At 64.7% G+C, this 19,837-nt stretch carries 20 protein-coding genes and 1 pseudogene; 10 read left to right on the plus strand and 11 right to left on the minus strand.

What is annotated here, in order from left to right; all coding sequences use genetic code 11:
• Positions 1-128: 128 nt before the first annotated feature.
• The 3 genes and pseudogenes from ACTHQS_RS16290 (at position 129) to ACTHQS_RS16300 (ending at position 1,776) form a co-directional block, all read left to right on the plus strand.
• Positions 129-908, plus strand: a complete 780-nt coding sequence (locus tag ACTHQS_RS16290; protein ID WP_440171005.1) for an isocitrate lyase/PEP mutase family protein — start codon at positions 129-131, stop codon at positions 906-908.
• Between the two features lie 152 nt (positions 909-1,060).
• Positions 1,061-1,315 (plus strand): annotated as a pseudogene (locus ACTHQS_RS16295) (DUF2071 domain-containing protein); the annotation flags it as partial.
• A 35-nt stretch (positions 1,316-1,350) separates the two neighbouring features.
• Positions 1,351-1,776 carry a DUF2071 domain-containing protein gene (locus ACTHQS_RS16300; protein WP_440171007.1) on the plus strand — a complete coding sequence of 142 codons (426 nt, stop codon included), beginning with the start codon at positions 1,351-1,353 and terminating at the stop codon, positions 1,774-1,776.
• Here ACTHQS_RS16300 and ACTHQS_RS16305 read toward each other — a convergent pair.
• Together ACTHQS_RS16305 and ACTHQS_RS16310 are read right to left on the minus strand one after the other, a co-directional pair.
• Positions 1,773-2,108, minus strand: a complete 336-nt coding sequence (locus tag ACTHQS_RS16305; RefSeq protein WP_440171010.1) for a hypothetical protein — start codon at positions 2,106-2,108, stop codon at positions 1,773-1,775. The two genes, ACTHQS_RS16300 and ACTHQS_RS16305, sit on opposite strands and share 4 nt — an antisense overlap.
• 45 nt (positions 2,109-2,153) lie before the next feature.
• Positions 2,154-4,550: a Tex family protein gene (locus ACTHQS_RS16310; protein WP_440171233.1), complete on the minus strand. Its 2,397-nt coding sequence runs from the start codon at positions 4,548-4,550 to the stop codon at positions 2,154-2,156.
• A 160-nt stretch (positions 4,551-4,710) separates the two neighbouring features.
• On the opposite strand from ACTHQS_RS16310, the gene ACTHQS_RS16315 reads away from it, so the two are divergent.
• The gene (locus ACTHQS_RS16315) at positions 4,711-5,007 is read left to right on the plus strand and encodes a hypothetical protein (RefSeq protein ID WP_440171235.1); all 297 of its coding nucleotides are present in this window, start codon (positions 4,711-4,713) and stop codon (positions 5,005-5,007) included.
• A gap of 237 nt (positions 5,008-5,244) precedes the next feature.
• Here ACTHQS_RS16315 and ACTHQS_RS16320 read toward each other — a convergent pair whose 3' ends face one another.
• The 4 genes from ACTHQS_RS16320 to ACTHQS_RS16335 all read right to left on the minus strand — a co-directional run bounded on the left by ACTHQS_RS16320 (position 5,245) and on the right by ACTHQS_RS16335 (position 9,968).
• Positions 5,245-6,315, minus strand: coding sequence for an alkene reductase (locus ACTHQS_RS16320; RefSeq protein ID WP_440171012.1), 1,071 nt, complete (start codon positions 6,313-6,315; stop codon positions 5,245-5,247).
• 116 nt (positions 6,316-6,431) lie between these two features.
• Entirely contained in the window at positions 6,432-7,313 is an 882-nt protein-coding gene (locus tag ACTHQS_RS16325; RefSeq protein ID WP_440171014.1) for a PKD domain-containing protein, read from the minus strand.
• Positions 7,314-7,354: 41 nt separating this feature from the next.
• On the minus strand, positions 7,355-8,050 hold the full coding sequence (locus ACTHQS_RS16330; protein WP_440171016.1) for a DUF6318 family protein: 696 nt from the start codon (positions 8,048-8,050) through the stop codon (positions 7,355-7,357).
• 190 nt (positions 8,051-8,240) lie between these two features.
• Complete coding sequence (locus tag ACTHQS_RS16335) at positions 8,241-9,968, minus strand: purine-cytosine permease family protein (RefSeq protein WP_440171018.1); 1,728 nt, start codon at positions 9,966-9,968, stop codon at positions 8,241-8,243.
• 215 nt (positions 9,969-10,183) lie between these two features.
• Between ACTHQS_RS16335 and bioB the strand changes: the two genes are divergently transcribed.
• The 5 genes from bioB to ACTHQS_RS16360 all read left to right on the plus strand — a co-directional run bounded on the left by bioB (position 10,184) and on the right by ACTHQS_RS16360 (position 13,051).
• Positions 10,184-11,203 carry a biotin synthase BioB gene (gene bioB / locus ACTHQS_RS16340; protein ID WP_440171020.1) on the plus strand — a complete coding sequence of 340 codons (1,020 nt, stop codon included), beginning with the start codon at positions 10,184-10,186 and terminating at the stop codon, positions 11,201-11,203.
• Positions 11,200-11,475, plus strand: a complete 276-nt coding sequence (bsaP, locus tag ACTHQS_RS16345; RefSeq protein ID WP_440171023.1) for a biotin synthase auxiliary protein BsaP — start codon at positions 11,200-11,202, stop codon at positions 11,473-11,475. The genes bioB and bsaP overlap by 4 nt, the downstream gene beginning before the upstream one ends.
• Before the next feature lie 70 nt (positions 11,476-11,545).
• Positions 11,546-11,980: a pyridoxamine 5'-phosphate oxidase family protein gene (locus ACTHQS_RS16350; protein WP_440171025.1), complete on the plus strand. Its 435-nt coding sequence runs from the start codon at positions 11,546-11,548 to the stop codon at positions 11,978-11,980.
• A gap of 19 nt (positions 11,981-11,999) precedes the next feature.
• On the plus strand, positions 12,000-12,470 hold the full coding sequence (locus ACTHQS_RS16355) for a very short patch repair endonuclease (RefSeq protein ID WP_440171028.1): 471 nt from the start codon (positions 12,000-12,002) through the stop codon (positions 12,468-12,470).
• A 170-nt stretch (positions 12,471-12,640) separates the two neighbouring features.
• Complete coding sequence (locus ACTHQS_RS16360; protein WP_440171031.1) at positions 12,641-13,051, plus strand: Hpt domain-containing protein; 411 nt, start codon at positions 12,641-12,643, stop codon at positions 13,049-13,051.
• Here ACTHQS_RS16360 and ACTHQS_RS16365 read toward each other — a convergent pair.
• Positions 13,024-13,788 carry a response regulator transcription factor gene (locus tag ACTHQS_RS16365; protein WP_440171033.1) on the minus strand — a complete coding sequence of 255 codons (765 nt, stop codon included), beginning with the start codon at positions 13,786-13,788 and terminating at the stop codon, positions 13,024-13,026. The two genes, ACTHQS_RS16360 and ACTHQS_RS16365, sit on opposite strands and share 28 nt — an antisense overlap.
• Before the next feature lie 94 nt (positions 13,789-13,882).
• On the opposite strand from ACTHQS_RS16365, the gene ACTHQS_RS16370 reads away from it, so the two are divergent.
• Positions 13,883-15,538: a sensor histidine kinase gene (locus ACTHQS_RS16370; RefSeq protein WP_440171035.1), complete on the plus strand. Its 1,656-nt coding sequence runs from the start codon at positions 13,883-13,885 to the stop codon at positions 15,536-15,538.
• Positions 15,539-15,550: 12 nt separating this feature from the next.
• Here the strand turns inward: ACTHQS_RS16370 and ACTHQS_RS16375 are convergent, their stop codons facing one another.
• The 4 genes from ACTHQS_RS16375 to ACTHQS_RS16390 all read right to left on the minus strand — a co-directional run bounded on the left by ACTHQS_RS16375 (position 15,551) and on the right by ACTHQS_RS16390 (position 19,812).
• The gene (locus ACTHQS_RS16375; RefSeq protein WP_440171036.1) at positions 15,551-16,783 is read right to left on the minus strand and encodes a 5-methylcytosine restriction system specificity protein McrC; all 1,233 of its coding nucleotides are present in this window, start codon (positions 16,781-16,783) and stop codon (positions 15,551-15,553) included.
• Positions 16,770-19,001, minus strand: a complete 2,232-nt coding sequence (locus tag ACTHQS_RS16380; protein ID WP_440171039.1) for an McrB family protein — start codon at positions 18,999-19,001, stop codon at positions 16,770-16,772. The genes ACTHQS_RS16375 and ACTHQS_RS16380 overlap by 14 nt, the downstream gene beginning before the upstream one ends.
• A gap of 69 nt (positions 19,002-19,070) precedes the next feature.
• Complete coding sequence (locus tag ACTHQS_RS16385) at positions 19,071-19,328, minus strand: PLD nuclease N-terminal domain-containing protein (RefSeq protein ID WP_440171042.1); 258 nt, start codon at positions 19,326-19,328, stop codon at positions 19,071-19,073.
• Between the two features lie 67 nt (positions 19,329-19,395).
• On the minus strand, positions 19,396-19,812 hold the full coding sequence (locus ACTHQS_RS16390) for an acyl-CoA thioesterase (protein WP_440171045.1): 417 nt from the start codon (positions 19,810-19,812) through the stop codon (positions 19,396-19,398).
• Positions 19,813-19,837 lie beyond the last annotated feature (25 nt).

Raw genomic sequence — 19,837 nt, forward strand, 5'->3', positions numbered from 1 at the left:
CACATTCATCCCCCCACCCCACATCGACCCCACCCAAACACCCCAACAAAACCACTACTTCAAACCACCCCCACCACCCCACCAACGACAATGAAGAGTGTCCAAAGAGTCTCCGTTAGGCTTCACCCATGACCGATACCAGCAGTGCAAAAGCCACCGAACTTCTCCGCCTCCACGAGGCCCCTGAGATCCTCCAGGTGGTCAACGTGTGGGATGCCATCACGGCCAAAGTCATAACGGACGTTCCTGGAACCACTGCCCTGGCAACGGCAAGCCACTCCATCGCCGCAACACTGGGTTACCAGGACGGCGAGAACATTCCCGTCGACGAGATGATCGGCTTTGTGGGGCGCATCGCCGCAGCCACCCACCTTCCTGTCAGCGCCGATCTTGAATCCGGTTACGGCAATCCGGGCGAGACCATCCGCAAGGCCATCGGAGTCGGAATCGTCGGCGCAAACATAGAGGACCAGATGCGCCCGCTGACAGATGCCGTCAACCAGATGGCAGCCGTTGTTCATGCCGGCGCTGCAGAAGGAGTCGGCTTCGTCCTGAACGCCCGGACCGACGCATTCCTCAAGGGGAAGGACCGTAAGCCTCAGGATGTACTTGCAGATGCGATCGAACGCGGCAAGGCGTTCCTGGACGTCGGCGCCACCTCAGTTTTTGTCCCTGGGCTCCTGGACGAGCCCACGGTCACCGCACTGGTAGAGGGCATCGGCTGGAACAAAATCTCGGTCATTAGCGTCCCCGGCTCCCTGCCGCCGGCCAAGCTGCAGGAACTGGGTGTTGCACGCATCTCGTACGGCCCTTGGACGCAGCGGGTAGCCCTGACAGCCCTGGCTGACACAGCCGCCAAGCTTCTCGCCGGTGGCCAGCTACCCGAAGACACACGCCCGCTGAGCTAAGCGCTGCCTGGCCCAATGATCCGGGTCTCCGTCGCGCCAGGCCAGAAAGGAGCGGAAGAACGTTGACCAAGAACCTGACTGCGGCTTTCCTGTGGCCGCGCCCGCCGGAATTGCCAACGCCGGTATTTTCCGACCAGCGGTGGCTTGACGCAGTGTTCCTCCACTGGCGGATCCCTGAAGCATTAGCGGCCACGTTCATGCCGTACGGGCTCCAACCGGATGTCTTCGACGGGAGTTCGTGGGTAGGTCTCATCGGATTCCGCATGGTGCAGGCCGGGCTCGGCCACGGTCCCGGCATTCCCTACCTCGGAAGCTTCAACGAGGTCAATGTCCGGCTTTACTCCCGTGAGCCGGATGGGACCCGCGGGGTGGTGTTCCTGACCCTGGACGCAAACCGGCTGCCGGTCGTGCTGGCCACCCGGGCTGCCGGAATCCCTTACGTGTGGTCGCGTATTTTGCAGGTGCAACCCTTTCCGGGCAGCGACAGCGGGCGTCAGGATGGCAGCAGCCGGACCACAGCCGGCAGCGCGGGGAACTTCCGGTCGGCTACTCGGTCCACCGGTTTGGCGCCACCGCCGCCCGCAGCAAGTTCGTGGTCATTCCCAGGCTGCAGACCGCGGCTGCCGACCCGTTGTCCATCTTCCTGACCGCCAGGTATGGCATGCACGGACGCTTCCGGGGCAGAACCATCTACGTTCCGAACACCCACCACGAATGGCCCCTCTTCGGCGCCGAGGTCCACCATCTCAGCGATGGATTGGTGAGAGCTGCCGGCATCAGCGTCAGCGGCCCGCCAGAGTCGGTCCTCTACTCCCCTGGAGTCCGGACAAGATTCGGCAGGCCGCGCATCCTGGGGACTGCCGGCTAGCGACCAGTCTCCTGGACATCCTGCCAGCCCTGGCCTTCGCTGAACCTGCTCACCAACGTACCCACACCAGCCTGGAGGGAGTCGGAGGGATCGAAGTACAAGGCCCCCTCCGATGCCCGGCTGTGCGTAATCAGCTGCTCGGCCTCCAGCTTCGCCTCGGGTACCGTTGCGCCGATAATCCCGGTACGCGCCGGAAGAACCGTCGTGTGCACCACGTCGGCCTCCGTCTGGGTCAGCGGGACCGTGGTGCCTGCGTTGATCTCATCGTTGGGGAACGCGAACTCGGCATCACCGGGGGCAACAGGAACGGTGTACTCCAGGAAGTAGGTCATACCCCACCCTTGCAGAAAAGCCGCCACCGTCAAAAGGCCCGCGGACTACTTGCCCAGGCCGGCCTTGCGGAGTGCCTCGGCCATGGCCGTATTGGCGGGCTGGGGTTTGGGACCCGGCCGGCCACCACCAGTGGTCGATCCCTGCTGCCCCGCTTGTTGGCGGTCGGGGCGTCCAACGCGCCCAGCCTTTCGGCCGTCTGCGTCCCGCCGCCCGGAACCTGCACCGCCGCCGGCTGGTTCGTCGTCGAGCCTTAACGTCAGGGAAATCCGCTTCCGCTCCGGATCAGCCTCCAGTACCTTGACCCGGACCACCTGGCCGGACTTCACCACCTCGCGCGGGTCGGACACAAAGCGGTTGGACAGGGCAGACACGTGGACCAGGCCGTCCTGGTGGACTCCAACGTCCACAAATGCGCCGAACGCGGCCACGTTGGTTACCGTTCCTTCGAGAACCATGCCCGGCACCAGGTCCGAGATCTTCTCAACGCCTTCCGAGAACGTGGCGGTAGTGAAGGCGGGACGTGGGTCGCGTCCCGGTTTATCCAGCTCAGCGAGGATGTCCTTGACGGTGGGAAGGCCGGCCGAGCCGTCCACGAATTTCTGCGGATCCAGGGAGGAGGCAGGTGCCGAACCGGCGGCCACGAGGATCTTCCTCGCCACCGCATAAGACTCGGGGTGCACGCTTGATGCGTCCAGGGGCTCCGCTCCCCCGGTAATCCTCAGGAATCCTGCGCACTGTTCGAACGCCTTGGCGCCCAACCGCGGCACTTTCTTGAGGTCGGTCCTCTTCCTGAAGGGTCCGTGCTCGTTCCGGTAGGCCACGATGTTTTCGCTCAGAAGGGGGCCGACGCCGGCCACGCGGCTCAGCAGTGCGGGCGAGGCGGTGTTGACGTCAACACCCACGGCATTGACGCAGTCCTCCACCACCCCGTCCAGGCTGCGGTCCAGTTTGGACGCTGTCACGTCATGCTGGTACTGCCCCACGCCGATGGACTTGGGATCGATCTTGACGAGTTCGGCGAGCGGGTCCTGCAGGCGCCGGGCAATGGACACGGCGCCGCGCAGCGAAACGTCCATTCCCGGCAGTTCAGCGGCGGCGAGCGCGGAGGCGGAGTAGACGGACGCACCGGCCTCGGACACCACGATTTTCTGGGGTTTCCGGTCCACCTCCGGGAGCAGCTTGATCAGTTCGGCAGCCAGTTTGTCTGTCTCGCGCGACGCCGTCCCGTTGCCGATAGCCACAAGTTCGACGGCGTGCTGCCGCGCCAAGCGCACCAGGGTGGCCAGGGCTTCGTCCCATTTCCGCGCCGGGGCGTGCGGGTAGACCGTGTCAGTGGCCACTACCTTGCCGGTGCCGTCCACCACCGCGACTTTTACCCCGGTCCGCAGGCCGGGGTCCAGGCCCAGGGTGGCACGGTTGCCGGCAGGGGCGGCCAGCAGGACGTCGCGGAGGTTAGCGGCGAACACCCTGACGGCTTCGTCCTCAGCTGCTGCGAACAACCTGGCGCGGAGGTCGGAGGTGAGCCGGGCCAGCACGCGTGAGCGCCAGGCCACCTGGGCTGTCTGCATCAACCAGGCGTCGGCGGGACGGCCACGGTCGGCGACCCCGAGGAACCTGGCCACTGCGGACTCGTAGCGGGCGCGGGCGGCGGTGAGGGCGGCGTCGTCCGACGGGTCGGCTTCGGCGAGGTCAAGTTCAAGGACGCCGTCCTTCTCGCCGCGGAACAGCGCGAGTGTCCGGTGCGAGGGCATCCGGTCTGGTGCCTGAGCGAACTCGAAGTAATCCGCGAATTTCTGGCCTTCGGCTTCCTTGCCCTTTTTGACGCGGGAGACCATCCTGCCCTGGGTCCACATCCTGTCCCGCAGGGTCGCGGCGAGGTCAGGGTCCTGGGCCACCCGCTCCACCATGATGGCGCGTGCACCTGCGAGCGCGGCGGCGGGGTCACCGATGGCGTGCTCACTGTTGAGGTACTTCCCGGCCTCGTGTTCGGGATCCAGGTCCGGCCGTTTCAGCAGGGTGTCCGCGAGCGGCTCCAAACCTGCTTCCCGGGCGATCTGGGCTTTGGTCCGGCGCTTGGACTTGAACGGCAGGTAGATGTCTTCGAGCCGCGACTTGGTGTCCGCTGCCAGGATTGCCTTGCGCAGTTCAGGCGTCAGCTGGCCCTGCCCCTCAATCGCTTCGAGGACTGCACGACGACGGTCTGCCAGTTCGCGGAGGTAGCGCAGCCGTTCGTCGAGGTCGCGAAGCTGGGTGTCGTCCAGCGTGCCGGTGGCTTCCTTGCGGTACCGGGCGACGAAGGGGACCGTCGCCCCGCCGTCGAGCAATCCAACCGCCGCCTTCACCTGCCAGGCCTTGACGCCCAACTCGGCAGCGATCTGGTCGAAGATTGCGTCCTCCTCCGATGCGCGGGAGGAGGTGGGAACGGCGGAGGGAGCAGGCAGTTGAGTCACCAGAACATCTTGCCCTACCGGCCAGCCGGGCTCCACCGAACGGTGTGCTGACGAGGGTGCAGCGGGGAAAGAAAGGGTATTCCGCTGGGCCCTGCAAAGTGCTGTAGTGGACATGCCGTTACTGGCGCCGACGCTCGAGGAAGAGGCGATCATGCGGGAACTGCTTGTGGTTTTTCAGGAGGGGTTCGACGAGGCCAACATCACCGTGACGGTCAACGGCAAGGAGGTGCGCCGGGACCTGGGGGTTTCCACCAACCCGTTGCTCGGCATCGCATCCGAGGTGTCCGTGGAGTTACCGGCAAAGGGCGCACAGGTGGGAGTCGAGGTTACCAACCGGGGGCTGAAGGCCATTACCAAGGTCAGTGGGAAACCCAAAAGCGTGCTGGTATCGATTGAGGACGGGCGCCTGCTGATGAAGGAAGGCACTGGCCGCGAAGCTGTTCTGTAGCCAACTTCCCAGGTGGCAAAACTGGCTCTGGTAAGAGTCCATTCGTTGGAGTAGCATCTGATCACCGCCGGCTTCCAGTGGAGTCCGGCGGGCCACACAAGTCTTGAGCCGGAGGTCGTCGGATGGCCTTCGGCGCCGCTGCCCGGGACCAGCACCCCTGACAGCTGACGACGGCGGCACCCGTGATGGGTGCCGCCGTCGTCGTCTTATTCAGCAGGTTGGCTGGTGGGACCGCGCTTAGCTTTGGTACAGCGGGTAGTCCGTGTAACCAGTGGCGCCATCCGCATAGAACGTGGAGGCATCCGGCTCGTTGAGGGGGAGGCTTTCCTTCCAGCGCCGTGCAAGGTCCGGGTTGGCGATCGCGGGCCGGCCCACTACAACGGCGTCAGCGTGGCCTTCCGCCACCAGGTTCACGGCTTCTTCCCGTGTGGTGATGACGCCGAAGCCGGTGTTGACCAGGAAGGTCCCGCCGAAGCGCGCACGGAGGTCCTGGACAAGGTCGCCCGCCGGCTCGTGGTGCAGGATGCTCAGGTATGCCAGGTTGAGCGGTGCGATGCTGTCCACGAGGACCTCGTAGGTGGCGCGGACGTCCGCCGCGTCCGTCTCCGCGATGCCCTGCACATTGTGCTCAGGGGAGATCCGCACGCCCACGCGGTTGGCACCCAGGGCTGCCACCACGGCATTGATGGTTTCGATGACAAAGCGGGCGCGGTTCTCGGGCGATCCGCCGTAGCTGTCCGTCCGGACGTTGGAGTTCGGCGCCAGGAATTCGTGCAGGAGGTAACCGTTGGCCGAGTGCAGCTCCACGCCGTCGAACCCTGCCTCAATGGCGTTCAGGGAAGCGTTGACGAACTCCTGGATCACCATGGGGAGTTCGTCGGTGGTCAGTGCGTGCGGAACTGGATACGGCTTCTTGCCGGCCGGTGTCCGGACCACGCCGCCAATGGCCACGGCGCTGGGAGCGACGATGGGCAGGCCGCCGGTGATGTCGGAGTGGGACACCCGGCCGCCGTGCATGATCTGAGCGAACATGCGCCCGCCCTCGGCATGGACGGCGTCGGTAACTTTCTTCCATCCGGCAACCTGTTCCTCGGTGACGATGCCGGGCTGGCCCGGGTACGCCTGGCCGGCAGGGGCGGGGTACGTGCCCTCGCTGACGATGAGGCCCAGGGAGGCGCGCTGGCGGTAGTGCTCAGCCAGGAGCGGGCCGGGGATACCTTTCTCACCCGCGCGGAGGCGGGTCAGGGGTGCCATCACCAGTCGGTTGGGAAGTTCAAGTTCGCCGAGGGTGAGTGGAGAAAACAGCATGCGCAGTTCCTTTCGAAGGCTGAAGACGTACTGTCTTTGCCAACTTTGGGGCCCGTGCAACTATTCCGGTCTTTGACCGGTGGGATCGGGATCACATGCTCCCTTCTGTTCCTGGGCTATCCTCCAACACCCGGGCATCCCTGGCCCTGTGGATTGGTGTTGCAGTCGTCGGCGTAGTTGCGGGTGAGCGAGCGCCACACACTGATCCCTTGGGGTGGGGCGTTGAACTGGCCTTGACCGGGGATCGGCAGCGGCGGCCCGGAATTAACCGAGTAGGTGCCCTGGAACGAGGTGGTCAGGACAACCTGGAAATCCCCTGTTGAGGCGTACGCGTGGCTGGTCCGGGTCTTCTCGCCCCACCGATCCTGCGGCAACGGGCCGCCCATGGAAGGCTGCGGGCCGAACACTGTGCCGTCACCGTAGTTCCACGTGTACTGCACCGGCGTCGCCACAACGTGAACCTTCTGGCCAAACATGGTGATGTCGAACTGCTGCTCAACCGCTTCCGCGTAAAAGTTCGTCTCGGCGCCGCGCAACGTGTTGGGGCTGGGCTGGGCCACGACCACCCCGGCGTTCACCGGCAGGTTCTGGAACTGCCGCTGGATATCCGCGGCGATCCGGGGCAGGAGGTCCTCGGGCTTCGGATCATAGAGGCAGGTAGGGCCGGAGTGATGCGCCCACACCGCACCCGGTACGCCTCGCGGCCGTGACAGCCACATGACCGGAATGCCTTTGGCGCCGTCCTCCCGGTCCTTGCAGTCGAGCTGGCGGGCAAGGCAGGGCGTATCAAAGTCGCCCCCGCCGAGATGGCATTGAAGTTCATATTTGTACTCGTTGGGGTCGTCAACTCCTGAGCTTGGCGTTTCCAAGGTCCCCTTACCCGTGTTTTTGTCAACGACCCAAGTATCAACGCCCACCCCGTTGTCGATGAAACCGGAATCAGTACCGCTATCTGCGATCGCCGGTTGAAGCGCGGTGAGCATGATGACAAAAACCAAAACAGTTTGTACAACGCCCCGGCCCACATTTGAAGTACTCATTAGCGAAGCGGGTGCAGGCCGTTGACACGCCATGCCGAGTTCTCAAATCCAACCAGAATTACATTGCCGGTATTTGACGACTTCGTGGCCGCCCTAAATTCTGATCCGCCTCTCTCATAATAGGTGATCGTGTCTTGCAGAACCTGGAGGATCACTTGGTAGTTGGCGTCTGCTGAGCGCTCGAAAGAGGTGCTTGCGGCTGGAATTGTAATTCTGCCTCCAGCAAGCCACCGGTCCCCCCGGTAGTTCGTTGTCAGGGAACTAGTAATGTTCGAACAGAACTCACAGGCTGGTGAAGTTACAGCTTGAACAGGCGCTATGTCGCCTGTTTGGTACGCATAGTTCAGGAGCTCGAACCAGTACCGTGTGAACGCCTCAAGCCCTTCCTTCGTCTCCGTCTTGGCCACCTCGGGAAGCACGGGGACCGGGACGTTCTGGGCGGGACCGGTCGCGTCGGCTGGCTTATAGACGGCTGTTGGCGTGGGTGTGGGAGTAGCCGTGGCGCTGGCAGTAGGTGTCTCGGCAGCCACCTGGGACGAAGTACTGCCCGGCCCCGGCGAGCCGCCGGAGTTGCAGCCGGACAAAGCGAGCGCACAACCAATAACAAGCGCCGCCGCCGCACTTGACCGCCCAACACGGGACCGCGCAACACTGGACCCTGAAAAGCGGGAAGTAAAAAAGCTCTGTGATGTCATGGGCCGCTATTCCCCCAGTACTTTCAAGACGGCTTGCTCCGAACAGTGCCTTAAGGGTAGCCCACGTCACAATCCGGTGGTCAGGCTTATCCACAGGCACCGCCAAACGTTCTACCACCAGCCCGGAAAGCAAAAATTCATGAAGGAAGCCGGTGCAGGAATTGCACCGGCTTCCTTCAGAAGAAAAACCCTACTTTTGGGCGGGCAGCACCAACTCCCCCGTCTTGTCCGTGGACAAGGCGAGCGACGAAACATACTGCGGGCCGCCGTCGGCCGCGTCCTGCGCGGAGCGCACCATGTCCGGCCGTTCGAACTCCAGGCCGGTCACGTGGCAGAGGAGCTTGGCGTCGCTCGGGTTCCCGTCGCCATCGAACATCGGTAGGTCGATTCCATCGTCAATCCGCCGCAGGTAGAACTTACCGCGGGTCAGCACGGCCAGGACCGGCGGCAGCACCAACGCCAGCCCCACCGCGGAGATCGGTGAGTACGGCTGGATCGCGGCACCGAAGGCCCCGAAGAACACGGCAATCGAAACCCCTGCGGACACCAGCATGGACACGAAGCCAACGGGGTTCACCGCGTACAGCATGCCGCGGCGGAACTCCGGCACCTTGGGGGAAACCTTGAGCAGGTACTTGTTGATGGCGATGTCGGACGCCACGGTGACCACCCAGGCCATGGCGCAGTTGGCGTAGAAACCGAGGATGGTGTTGAGGAAGTCGAACATGTTGGCTTCCATCAGGACCAGAGCGATCAGCAGGTTCACGGCCACGAACACCATGCGGCCGGGGTACGTTTTGGTGATGCGCGTGAAGGAGTTGGTCCACGCCAGGGAGCCGGAATACGCGTTGGTGACGTTGATCTTGATCTGTGAGATGACCACCAAAACCACCGCCAGCGTCATCGCCAGCCACGCGGGCATCATCTCCTGGTACACCCCCAGGAACTGGTGGACGGGCTCGTTCGCCGTGGAAGAGGCGGCAGGGTCCAGCGTGGCAATGAGATAGATGGCGATGAACAGGCCGACGATCTGCTTGATCGCCCCGAAAATCACCCATCCCGGCCCGGCCAGGATCACTGCCCGCCACCACGCGCCCCGGTTGGCGTCGGTGCGCGGCGGCATGAACCGCAGGTAGTCGATCTGCTCGGCGATCTGCGCCATCAGGGACAGGCACACGCCGGCGGCGAGCATGACGGAGGCCAGATTCGGGCCGCCGTCGCCTGTCGCACCGGTGTACGCGAAGAAGCTGTCGATGCTCTCCGGGTGCGAGATCAGCAGGTAACCGACAGGCACCACCATCAGCAGCAGCCACAACGGAGTGGTCCATACCTGCAGCTTCGCCAGCGTGTTCATGCCGTAGATGACCAGCGGCATGATGATGACCGTCGACGCAAAGTACCCCAGCCACTGCGGAATCCCCAGCCCCAGTTCCAGCCCCTGCGCCATGATGGAGCCCTCCAGCGCGAAGAAGATGAAAGTGAACGTGGCAAAAATGACGTTGGTGACCACCGACCCGTAGTAGCCAAAGCCGGAGCCGCGGGTGATCAGGTCCAGGTCGATGTTGTAGCGGGCCGCGTAGTACGCCAGGGGAAAGCCCGTGGCGAAGATGACCACGGCGGCCACCAGGATGCCCAGGATCGCGTTGACCGTGCCGTAGGAGATGCCAATGTTCGCCCCGATGGAGAAGTCCGCCAGGTAGGCTATGCCGCCCAGCGCACTGGTGGCCACCACACCTGCACTCCATTTGCGGTACGACCGCGGCGCGAACCGCAGAGTGTAGTCCTCCAGACTCTCTTTGGTGGCGTTCAGAGCTGAGGTGTTGCCCGCCGTGGGGATTGCCGGAGAACGTCCGACGACGGCGGCACCCGGCGGTGCGGACGGTTCCAGTAGTTGCGTTGTCTCCGAGTCATTGGCCATTTTGGTGCGTCGCTTTCGTTCGAGGTTCGAAGGTTGCGACCGACGCTATCCACCCGACAAGACAGGCTGATCACCGTTTTGTTTCAGCTCTGTAAAGCCTTGACTCACATTGTCAACAAAAGGTGCCCGCACGCATTGTGGGCAGCCCACAAAATCGGGATGGCACAGCGGAACTAGCGTCAAAGAAGACATATCCCAAAGCCAAAAGGACGGCTATGAACTTCTCCCCAAACCACCAGGGCCACCCAATCCTGGAAGCAGCCCGCCAACAGGTCCTCGAAATGGGCATCGGCCTCACCGAGGAACAGCTCCTGGAAGTCCTCCGCCTCCCCGATGCCGCCCTCCCGGCCGCCTTGGAGCTGGCCCACCAGGTGCGCCTGCGACACTGTGGTGAGGACGTGGAGGTTGAAGGCATCATCTCGATCAAGACGGGCGGCTGCCCCGAAGACTGCCACTTCTGCAGCCAGTCCGGGGTGTTCGACTCCCCCGTCCGCGGCGTCTGGCTGGATATCCCCGAGCTCGTCAGGGCCGCAAAGGAAACCGCCGCAACCGGCGCCACCGAATTCTGCATTGTGGCGGCAGTCCGGGGGCCCGACATCAAGCTGATGAACCAAATCAAGTTCGCCATCGACCGCATCCGCCAGGAAGTGGACATCAACATCGCCTGTTCCCTGGGCATGCTCACGCAGGAGCAAGTGGACCAGTTGGCCTCATGGGGCGTGCACCGCTACAACCACAACCTCGAAACCGCGCGCAGCTACTTCCCCCACGTGGTCACCACCCACACGTATGAGGAACGGCTGGAGACCTGCGCCATGGTCAAGGACGCCGGAATGGAGCTGTGCTGCGGCGCGCTGATCGGCATGGGGGAAACGCTGGAGCAGCGCGCCGAGCTCGCCGCCCAGCTTGCAGCGTTGGAGCCGCACGAGGTTCCCCTCAACTTCCTCAACCCGAGACCCGGTACGCCGCTGGAAAAGCAGGAAATCATGGACGGCAAAGACGCGCTGCGCGCCATCGCGGCCTTCCGGCTGGCCATGCCCCGCACCGTCCTGCGCTATGCCGGCGGCAGGGAACTCACCCTCGGCGACCTCGGCACCCGCGGTGGCCTGCTCGGCGGCATCAACGCCGTGATCGTGGGCAACTACCTGACTACCTTGGGACGCCCCGCCGCCGCCGACCTCGACCTCCTGGTGGACCTCAACATGCCCATCAAGGAACTCCAGAAAACCCTATGAGCACCCAAAGCCAGCCCCACACGGCCGAAACCCCTTACTGCGAACTCTGCGGCCTTCCGCTTCAGCCGTCCTCCCGGCAGAAGGACGCGCCCAAGGAGGAAAAGTACGACGGCGGCGACGCACCGCCGTCGTACCAGCACTCCAGGTGCGCTGACCTTCTGCAGCTGGAACCGCCGCGCTATTGCGCGTCCTGCGGGCGCCGGCTCAAAGTCCAGGTCTCGCCCATGGGGTGGTGGGCCAGTTGCGCGCGGCACGGCATGAACGCCCGGTAAAGGCAGGAACGCTTCGTAAAGGGGCCTCCGGCCTCTGGTGCGTTCCTGCCCGGCTGTGAAGAATGGCCGCATGATGTTTGAACACGCAGACGGCAATCCCGTCCTGGAACTTGATGATGATCAGTCATGGCGCCTCCTTGCTGCAACCCAACATGGTCGGCTGGTGGTCTCCGTTGCAGGGGAACCGGACATCTTCCCGGTCAACTATGTGACGTCCAACCGGAAGCTCTACCTGCGCACGGCGCCCGGGAACAAGCTCGCACAACTGACCATCAACGACCAGGTGTTGTTCGAAACCGACGGCATCCTGTCGCAGGAGGCCTGGTCCGTTGTCCTCCGGGGAACAGCGCGGGTCCTCAGCAACTCGAGTGAGCTTGCAGCCATTGAAGAGCTTGGCCTGAAGACGTGGGTACCCACGCTCAAGGACTTCTATGTGGAGATCCAGCCGAAGTCGGTCAGCGGCCGGCACTTCGTGTTCGGCGAACAACCGGAACGGGAGATCTAGGCGCTCCTAGACTGGAGGAATGCCGGACACTTCCAGCACCGACGCAACCAGCGCGGACAAGCTCACCCCAGAGCAACGCAGCTGGAACATGTCCCGGATCCGCGGCAAGCACACCAAACCCGAACTGCTGGTCCGCCGGCTCCTTCACGCCAAAGGCTACCGCTACCGCCTGCACGGAAGGTCCGGCAGCAAAAAACTTCCCGGCAATCCTGACCTCGTGTTCGCGGGGCGCCACAAGGTGATCTTCGTGAACGGTTGCTTCTGGCATTTCCACGACTGCAGGGTGGGCCTGCACGCCCCCAAAGCCAATGCTGACTTTTGGGCTGCCAAACGCACCCGGACCCGCGAGCGGGACGCCGGCCAGCGCCGCGAGCTCGAAGCGGCCGGCTGGGAGGTGCTGACCGTCTGGGAATGCGAACTCAAGGACCGTTCAGCCCTCGAAGCCCAGCTGGTCCATTTCCTGGACGCCGGCCTGACGAAGAACACCTGAGGTCCTCGGCCCCACTACTCGGCCAAACACCGCACTCCCATCAAGAAAACCACAATTCTTGCCCGGTCTCCTGCCACCTCAGGCACACGGTCCTAACCTGAAAAAACAGCAAGCAGCCACGCACAACCGCGTTGATTCCAGGGACCGCGATTCCGGCGGAAAGGAGTGTCATGAGCACGTCAGACGATGCGCCGAGGCCGCTGGTGGACCAGTCCGTCCTGGACCGGTTGCGCGAAGAACTCGAGGAGGAAGAGGGGTACACGATGGTCTTCGTGGGAAACTTCATCGCGTACCTGCCGCAGCGGCTGGACCGGCTTCGGCTAGCCCTGACCACCGGAGACCTTGAGGGATCCATCGACGCGGTCCTGAGCCTGAAGACCTCGAGCCAAATGGTGGGGGCGGAGCGCCTGGCAGGACTGGCCCTCGAGTTGGAGAACGAAATCCGGGCGGAGGCCCGCCACGCTGACATGGCGGTAGCGTTACCCAGGTTGGCGGCCACATATCTGCGGCCCGTTACCCAGTGCAGCCGCCAAACCACCCACCGGCTGCAGGCTCAGTGCTGCCCGGGCGCCAAGCGGTAGCCCACCCCGCGAACTGTCTGCAGCCACCGCGGCTGCTGCGGCGAGTCACCCAGCTTCTTGCGCAGGTTTCCCATGTGGACCTCCACGGAACGTTCGTCGGCCTCGCTGATGTAACTGCCGACGTCGTAATCCTCATCCCGGAGCCGGCGTACCAGGTCGGACTTCGTCCTGACCGTCCGCCCGGCTTCCAGGAGCGCGTACAGGAGTTCAAACTCCGTGCGGGTCAGGTTCATCTCCTTGCCGTCCACCATGACGGTGCGGGAGGCGTAGCTGAGTTCAAGCCCGTTGTGGTTGAAGTTCCCCCGCTCGGGGTGGGCGGCGCTGTCAGCGGAAGCGTCAACGGCAACCTCGCGCGGGTCCGGAACGGACCGCGGCCGGCGCATCATGGCCGCCACCCGGGCACGCAGTTCCCGCGGCCGGAACGGCTTAGTGAGGTAGTCGTCAGCCCCGGACTCGAGCCCGATCAGGGTATCCAGTTCCTCGGTGCGCGCCGTCAGCATCACGATGTAGGCATCCGAGAACTCGCGGATCTGCCGCGAGACCTCAAAGCCGTCGATGTCCGGCAGGCCCAGGTCAAGGGTGATGACATCGGGATTCAGGCTCTTGGCCATCAGGACGCCCTCGGCGCCGCCGCTGGCGACGGACACGTCGAATCCAGCTTGGGTCAGCACAGTGCGAACCAGTTCCCGAATGTCGTGGTCATCCTCGATGACCAGACCCACACGTGCCTCACTCATAGAGCCCCCTCAGTGCCAACGTCAGAAGTATAGCTGGCTGCGGATATCCTGCTGGTATGGTCCCGCACACCACGACGTCCGCGTCCTCCGAGCCATGAGCAGCCGCACGGCCTGGTCCTCGGGAAGGCTGCAGTTTTTCAAACGGCCCTTCCACGAATACCGGCTGACGGACCGGGTGGCCATGAGCCAGATGCCGCTGTTCGTGACCACCATCTTGACGGCCGTGCTCATGTGGGCATTCTTCCCAGCCACGATGAACAGCCCCTTGTTCGTCACGTTCCTCGTCTCGCAGCTGGCCCTCATGGCGCTCTGCTACGCCATCCCCTGGGAACGCCTGCCCTACACCAGTTTCCTGGTGATCCCGCTGCTGGACTTCGTCTCCATCGCAGCGGGCAGGGAAGGCGGCCAGGAAAGCCTGACGGGCATCACCCTCCTTGCCGTGTTCCCCGTCATTTGGCTCTGTGCGTCCGGGTACTACCCCCGCGCTGCCCTGTGGTTCTCCTTCCTTGGCCCGCTGGCCATCATCTGGGTGCCGCTGCTCCTGAAGGGCAACTACATGCCGCAGGACTTCGCCCGTTCCCTGCTGCTGCCCGTCATGATGCTGGGCATCGGTGTATCCGTGAGCGTCCTGACCTTGAGCATGATGCGCCAGCAGGAGCAGCTCGAAGAAAAGGACGAGCAGCTCCAGGCCAACCTGCGCACCAGCAAGCGCCAGGAATCCCTGTTGAACACGGTGCTGGACACCGTGCACCTGGGGGTCCTTGCTGTTGATGCCGACGGCCATGACATCCTGATGAACCGGAAGCAGCGGGCCAACCATGAACTGGCCCGGCCAAGGAACGTTGCGGACCCCAATGAACCACAGCTGCTGGTCTACGGGCCGGACCGGAAAACCCTGGTCCCCGTCCAGGAGCGACCGGTGCGCCGCGCCGTCCTGGGGGAAACCTTCACCGATTACCTGGTCTGGCTGGGCGACGGTAAGGACCAGAGGGCGGTGGTGACCACGGCACGGGCCATGAGGGACTCCGACGGCAACTTCACCGGCTCCGTGATCGCCTTCAGCGACGTCACGGACCTGGTCAACGCGCTCTCCGCCAAGGACGACTTCGTCTCGAGCGTCTCCCACGAATTCCGCACCCCGCTGACGTCCATCCTGGGCTACGTGGAGATGCTGCTGGCCGATGAACCGGACCAGCCCCAGCACAGGATGCTGGAGATCATCCACCGGAATTCCGAGCGGCTCCTGACCCTGGTGTCAGACCTGCTGGCCAGCCGGAACGGCCAGCTGATCGTCTCGCCGGACGCCGCGGATGTTGCCGAACTGGTGCGCAGCAGCGTGTCCTCGGCCATGCCCCGCGCAGCAGCAGCCGGCGTCGAACTGCGGGCGGAAACCCCGGAACGGCTGGAGGCCCGCGTGGACGGCGCCAGGATCTCCCAGGTCCTGGACAACCTGGTGTCCAACGCCATCAAGTACTCACCGGACGGCGGCGAGGTAGTGGTATCGCTGGCACAGGAAGACGGGCACCTGGCCTGCCGGGTCACGGACACCGGGATGGGCATGAGCCCGGAGGACGCGTCCGAGGTCTTCGCCAAGTTCTTCCGCACCAGCAACGTCCGGCGCACGGCCATTCCCGGCGTGGGCCTGGGCCTGCCCATCAGCAAGGCGATCGTGGAGGCGCACGGCGGGACCATCGACGTCGACAGCACGCTGGGCGAGGGGACGACGTTTACCTTCCGGGTACCGGTCTGACTTTCGGCAGTTTCAATCTCCCGCTGTCCTGAGCACCTCGCCCCAGGACTGGGAGGCAAGCTCCCGGATTGATGCCAGGATGGCCGACGGCGGCTGGCTGAGGTCCAGCGGAAACTCCACTATGTCGATGTCGGTGTTCAGGATGCGGCGGAGTTTCATCTCGCCCTTTCCCGCGTAGACCAGCCAGGCGGTGGGCACGGCCAGGGCGGTGCAGTGCGCCAGCATCTGGTAGTGGTCGGCGGTCAGCGACGCGCCGGCGTCCGACGCAGCACGGTATTTGGCGTTGTAGGCCACCACCGGGCGTCCGCCGAGCATGTGGACGGCATCCGGGCGCACGGAAAGCCGGTCGGAATCGCGCACGGCCTCGCTGAGGAGGGCGTTGTACCGCAGCCGCAGCTCCCCCGGATAGGAAGCCATCGCACTGCGCAGTGCCGTTCCCACGAAGTCCTCGAAAACCTGCGCCATGTCCACCACGAACGAGGCCGTCTGTTGCTTCCCCGCACCCGCTTCCGCGGAGGCATTGCGCAGGATCAGCTCCGCCAGGCGCAGCACTGCGTGGTAACGCAGGTTCATCCTGGTCGGCGTCCACGGCGGCACTGGAGCGCCCGCTGGAAGGCGGGTGACGGCGTCGAGCTTTCCCTTCAGCTGGCGCAGCCGCCCCAGAACCTCGGGCCGGACCCCCGGCACCTGCCCCATCCGTTCCAGGGCTGCGCGCAGGAGCCGGTTTTCGGCGATGTCCTCGGTGAACTCGTCATAGGAGACCTCCAGGGGAACCAGCATCCCGGGGCGGCGGGAGATTTGGTCCGAGATGCGGATCCGTCCCTTGACGGTGCGCAGGGATTCGTCCACGGTGAGGTAGCCCTGCAGGACGCCGCGGCCCAGGGCCCGCTCGGCCAACTGGGCCAACGACTCCGCCAGCGCGCTCCACAGCTCCCGGTCTTCGTCCGCCGCCACCAGCTCGGGCCTGAACCCTTGCTCCCCCGCGTAGCTGAGCAGGAACAGGAGCCGGCTGAGCCCCAGCCGGTCCTTGGGCCGGACGTCCAGCTGGACCGTTGAGGTGCGCACCGAGCCCACCTTGCCCACCGGCTCGATCCGGTACAGCCCCAGCCCCATGGGGGAAGCCTTGGCCAGGCCACTGGAGTTCAGGGTGGAAGCGGTGGACGCATCCAACCGTTCCACCATCCCGCTGGACAGCTCGTCCAGGACCAGGTGCCGGACGGACGTCCTGGGGTCAGCGCGCTGCAATGCGTCCCAGCAGCTGGTCCAGCCCGAACCGCTCCTCCAGCTGCGCCCGCGTCAGCTGCCCGTGGTAGTGCTCCTCCAGCAGCGGCATGAGCTCGTACTTCCAGATCCGCCGCAATCCGGCAGGGGTCTGGGCTGCCGGCTTCATGAAGTAGGACGGGCCGATCATCAGGTCCCGGTCCCACTCGTCAATGGCGCCGTTCAGTGCGTCCAGCAGCAGCGCCGGCGTGGTGTCCAGCTGCCTGGCCTGCAGGAACCGGAGCAGGGAGCCCTTGACCGGCTCCGTCTGGGGGTGCAGCTCAATGAAGGAGAAACGGCGACGGATGGCCGCGTCCATCATGGCGATGGACCGGTCCGCGGTGTTCATGGTGCCGATGATGTAGAGGTTGTCCGGCAGCGTGAACGGCTCGTTGGGGCTGTACTGCAGGTAAATCCGGTCATCGCGGTACTCCAGCAGGAAATACAGCTCGCCGAACACCTTGGCCAGGTTGGCGCGGTTCATCTCATCGATGATCAGGAAGTACGGCTTCTTCTCGTTCCCTGGCTTCGCGGCTTCCTCCGCCAGCCTGCGCAGCGGCCCGGCCACCAGCTTGAAGGACACCTGCCCCTCGTCCGTCTTATCAGGCCGGTAGCCCTCGAAGAAGTCCTCGTAGGCGTAGGACGGGTGGAACTGGACCAGTTTGACGCGTTCGTCCGTGGTGTCATCCGCCAGTTCCGCGGCGAGGTGCTTGGCCAGGTAGGTCTTGCCCGTGCCGGGAGGGCCGTAGAGGACCATCTGGCGGTTCTCCTCAAGCAGGTCGGCGATCTCCTGGAGCGGTTCCAGCTCCATGTGCAGCGAGGCCGCGAATTCCTGCGTCAGCGGGCGGAAGCCCTCCTGCACAGGGAGGACGACGGCGGCGCCGTCCGTATCGCCGTCGGGCTCGGTTTCCGCCTCGGCCGGCAGCAGCGCCTGCAGCGCCTGGACCACGCGGGTCACGTCCACCACGATGCCGGGAGTGGCGAGCTGACGCTGAACGTGGCGGGGAAGGGTGGTGGCGGTGTGGCCGTCGTCGAACCAGCGCACCTTGCGGCGCAGGCGCCGGTTGTCGTCGTTGTACTCGGGCTCGCCCAGGACGCCGCCCAGCCGTACGGTTCCGGCGTGCTGGTACAGCACCAGGTCGCCGGGCTTCATGACGGTCAGGAAGGCAAAGACCGCGGTTTTGGTGTCCTCGCGTTCCACGTAACCGAGGTGTTTGTAGTCCTCGTCCACGGCGTGCTGGACCAGGCCGGCGGTGACACCGGGGTCCAGCGTCCGGAGATGTTCGACGTCGAGGGTCACCTTCTCCTCGCCGTGCCAGGCGGTGAGCAGCTCGGCGTGGTCGCTGTGGGTCCGGAGCAGCCAGGCGCGCCGGCCGGGGTCGCCCACTTTGCGCCACTGGCTGACCAGTTGGCGCGAGTACCAGTCGATTCGCTGGCCCGCCTGTTCGTCCAGGTGCAGCCGGATGCGGTGGATGTCCGCGGTGATGTCCTCTTCGGTGTCGCCCTTGGCCCCGCCCACCAGGGAGGCGAAGGCGTCGCGGATCTCCTGCCGCTCCACGTCCGCCACCACGGGCTCGAAGTAGCTGGGCCAGGCCAGGAATTCGATGCTCCGGCGGATGGCGGGCTGGTCGTCGGGCGTGGAAGCGGCGAGGCGGTGGAACTGCAAGGGGTCCTTGATGGCCGCCTGCACCACCGCGGCCGGCCGCTGGGCGACGTTCCGCACGAACCGGCACAGCCACTTCAGGTGGTCCCAGATGGTCCAGTTGAATTCGGCGGTCCGGTCCCGGATCACGCCGTGGTCGGTCATCCCCGCGTACAACTCCTCGGGAAGCTCCAGCGGCGGCTCCAGCCAGCCGGCGGCTTCGGCCACGCGGGCGCGCTTGACCTTGAGTGACTTCACTTCGTGGGCCAGCGGAAGTGACTGCAGGAAGAGCAGCTCGACGGCCAGCTGTTTGGCCCCGCGCGTGGCACCGTCCAGGTTTTCCCGGAGGTTGGTCATCATCGGGGCCTTGGGGTCCGCGATGCCGCGATCCAGCCGGTCCAGCAGCTCCGTCGCCGCGGGAACGGACCATGTCCTGGTGCGGCCGTCCAGGGGCGAGGCCTTGCCTTGGAGGCCGGGACCCAGCACGAACCACGCCGCATCCTCAATCTCCTTGGAGATGCCGAGGGCGCGGGTCATGGCAACAGTGGCAGTGGGGGTCATGCCCTCAAATTTACAGGGTCAAGCTGGGCGGCCGCTCCACCCGGGCAGCCGTCCTCCCGCCGGACAGGGCTACTTGCCGGTGGCGGAGTGCTTCCGGCCGAAGATGAAGTACCCCATGGGCCCTATGAAATTGACGAAGGACGCCGCCCGCCATGCGGCCTTGGGCCCGTTGATGAGTTCTGCCGGCCGCCGGGAAATGTCCCGCTGGGCGGCAACCAGCAGGGACAGCTGCACGAACGCCGTCACAATGGTGCCCACCTTGGCGGAAGGTGACATTTCCTTCCAGGTCTTCTTCTTCCGGGCGGTACGGTTCTTGTTGCTGGCCATGGGGCTTCCTTTCGCTGTACAAACGTGGTTCCAGTCCAGTGGGTGCGGTGCAGTCCTGTCCAGAGTCTTAGTGCCTGTAGGGGGCCATCCGGTCTTTTTGCTCCTGCGTAAGCCGTTGCACCCGGCCCGTGGCCTCATCCACAAATGCGAGGTGGCTGCTTGCCTTCACGCAATCCTCCCCCGTGACGGGGTCCTGGAGCAGGTAGTGGATGTCGAAGCTGGCGCCCTTGACGGCGCCGATCCATACCTGGACCACCGCCGGAACGTTGCGGTATTCCAGTGTCCGGACGTAACGGATCTTGTGGTCCACCACCAGGGCAAGCGTCCCGGTTGGGACATCGTTGAACAGCGACACCGGCGGCTCAATGCCCTGAAGGCCCGCACCGCGCGGGGGTCCGAAAGCTGCGATCCGGGCCTCCTCCAGCATCCGCACGATCTGGACGTTGTTGATGTGGCCATAGGCGTCCATGTCGCCCCAGCGCATCGGCACCAGCACCTCGATCCGCTGG

The sequence above is a fragment of the Arthrobacter sp. SAFR-044 genome (assembly GCF_051965175.1).
In the GTDB taxonomy this organism is placed as follows: domain Bacteria; phylum Actinomycetota; class Actinomycetes; order Actinomycetales; family Micrococcaceae; genus Arthrobacter.

Coding starts and splice junctions, on each gene's coding strand:
- ACTHQS_RS16305 (WP_440171010.1), bottom strand. CDS start 2,108: ATGACCTACTTCCTGGAGTACACCGTTCCTGTTGCCCCCGGTGATGCC.
- ACTHQS_RS16350 (WP_440171025.1), top strand. CDS start 11,546: ATGATGTTTGAACACGCAGACGGCAATCCCGTCCTGGAACTTGATGAT.
- ACTHQS_RS16360 (WP_440171031.1), top strand. CDS start 12,641: ATGAGCACGTCAGACGATGCGCCGAGGCCGCTGGTGGACCAGTCCGTC.
- ACTHQS_RS16390 (WP_440171045.1), bottom strand. CDS start 19,812: ATGCGCTGGGGCGACATGGACGCCTATGGCCACATCAACAACGTCCAG.
- ACTHQS_RS16330 (WP_440171016.1), bottom strand. CDS start 8,050: ATGACATCACAGAGCTTTTTTACTTCCCGCTTTTCAGGGTCCAGTGTT.
- ACTHQS_RS16385 (WP_440171042.1), bottom strand. CDS start 19,328: ATGGCCAGCAACAAGAACCGTACCGCCCGGAAGAAGAAGACCTGGAAG.
- ACTHQS_RS16335 (WP_440171018.1), bottom strand. CDS start 9,968: ATGGCCAATGACTCGGAGACAACGCAACTACTGGAACCGTCCGCACCG.
- ACTHQS_RS16365 (WP_440171033.1), bottom strand. CDS start 13,788: ATGAGTGAGGCACGTGTGGGTCTGGTCATCGAGGATGACCACGACATT.
- bsaP (WP_440171023.1), top strand. CDS start 11,200: ATGAGCACCCAAAGCCAGCCCCACACGGCCGAAACCCCTTACTGCGAA.
- ACTHQS_RS16355 (WP_440171028.1), top strand. CDS start 12,000: ATGCCGGACACTTCCAGCACCGACGCAACCAGCGCGGACAAGCTCACC.
- ACTHQS_RS16290 (WP_440171005.1), top strand. CDS start 129: ATGACCGATACCAGCAGTGCAAAAGCCACCGAACTTCTCCGCCTCCAC.
- bioB (WP_440171020.1), top strand. CDS start 10,184: ATGAACTTCTCCCCAAACCACCAGGGCCACCCAATCCTGGAAGCAGCC.
- ACTHQS_RS16320 (WP_440171012.1), bottom strand. CDS start 6,315: ATGCTGTTTTCTCCACTCACCCTCGGCGAACTTGAACTTCCCAACCGA.
- ACTHQS_RS16315 (WP_440171235.1), top strand. CDS start 4,711: ATGCGGGAACTGCTTGTGGTTTTTCAGGAGGGGTTCGACGAGGCCAAC.
- ACTHQS_RS16370 (WP_440171035.1), top strand. CDS start 13,883: ATGAGCAGCCGCACGGCCTGGTCCTCGGGAAGGCTGCAGTTTTTCAAA.
- ACTHQS_RS16380 (WP_440171039.1), bottom strand. CDS start 19,001: ATGACCCCCACTGCCACTGTTGCCATGACCCGCGCCCTCGGCATCTCC.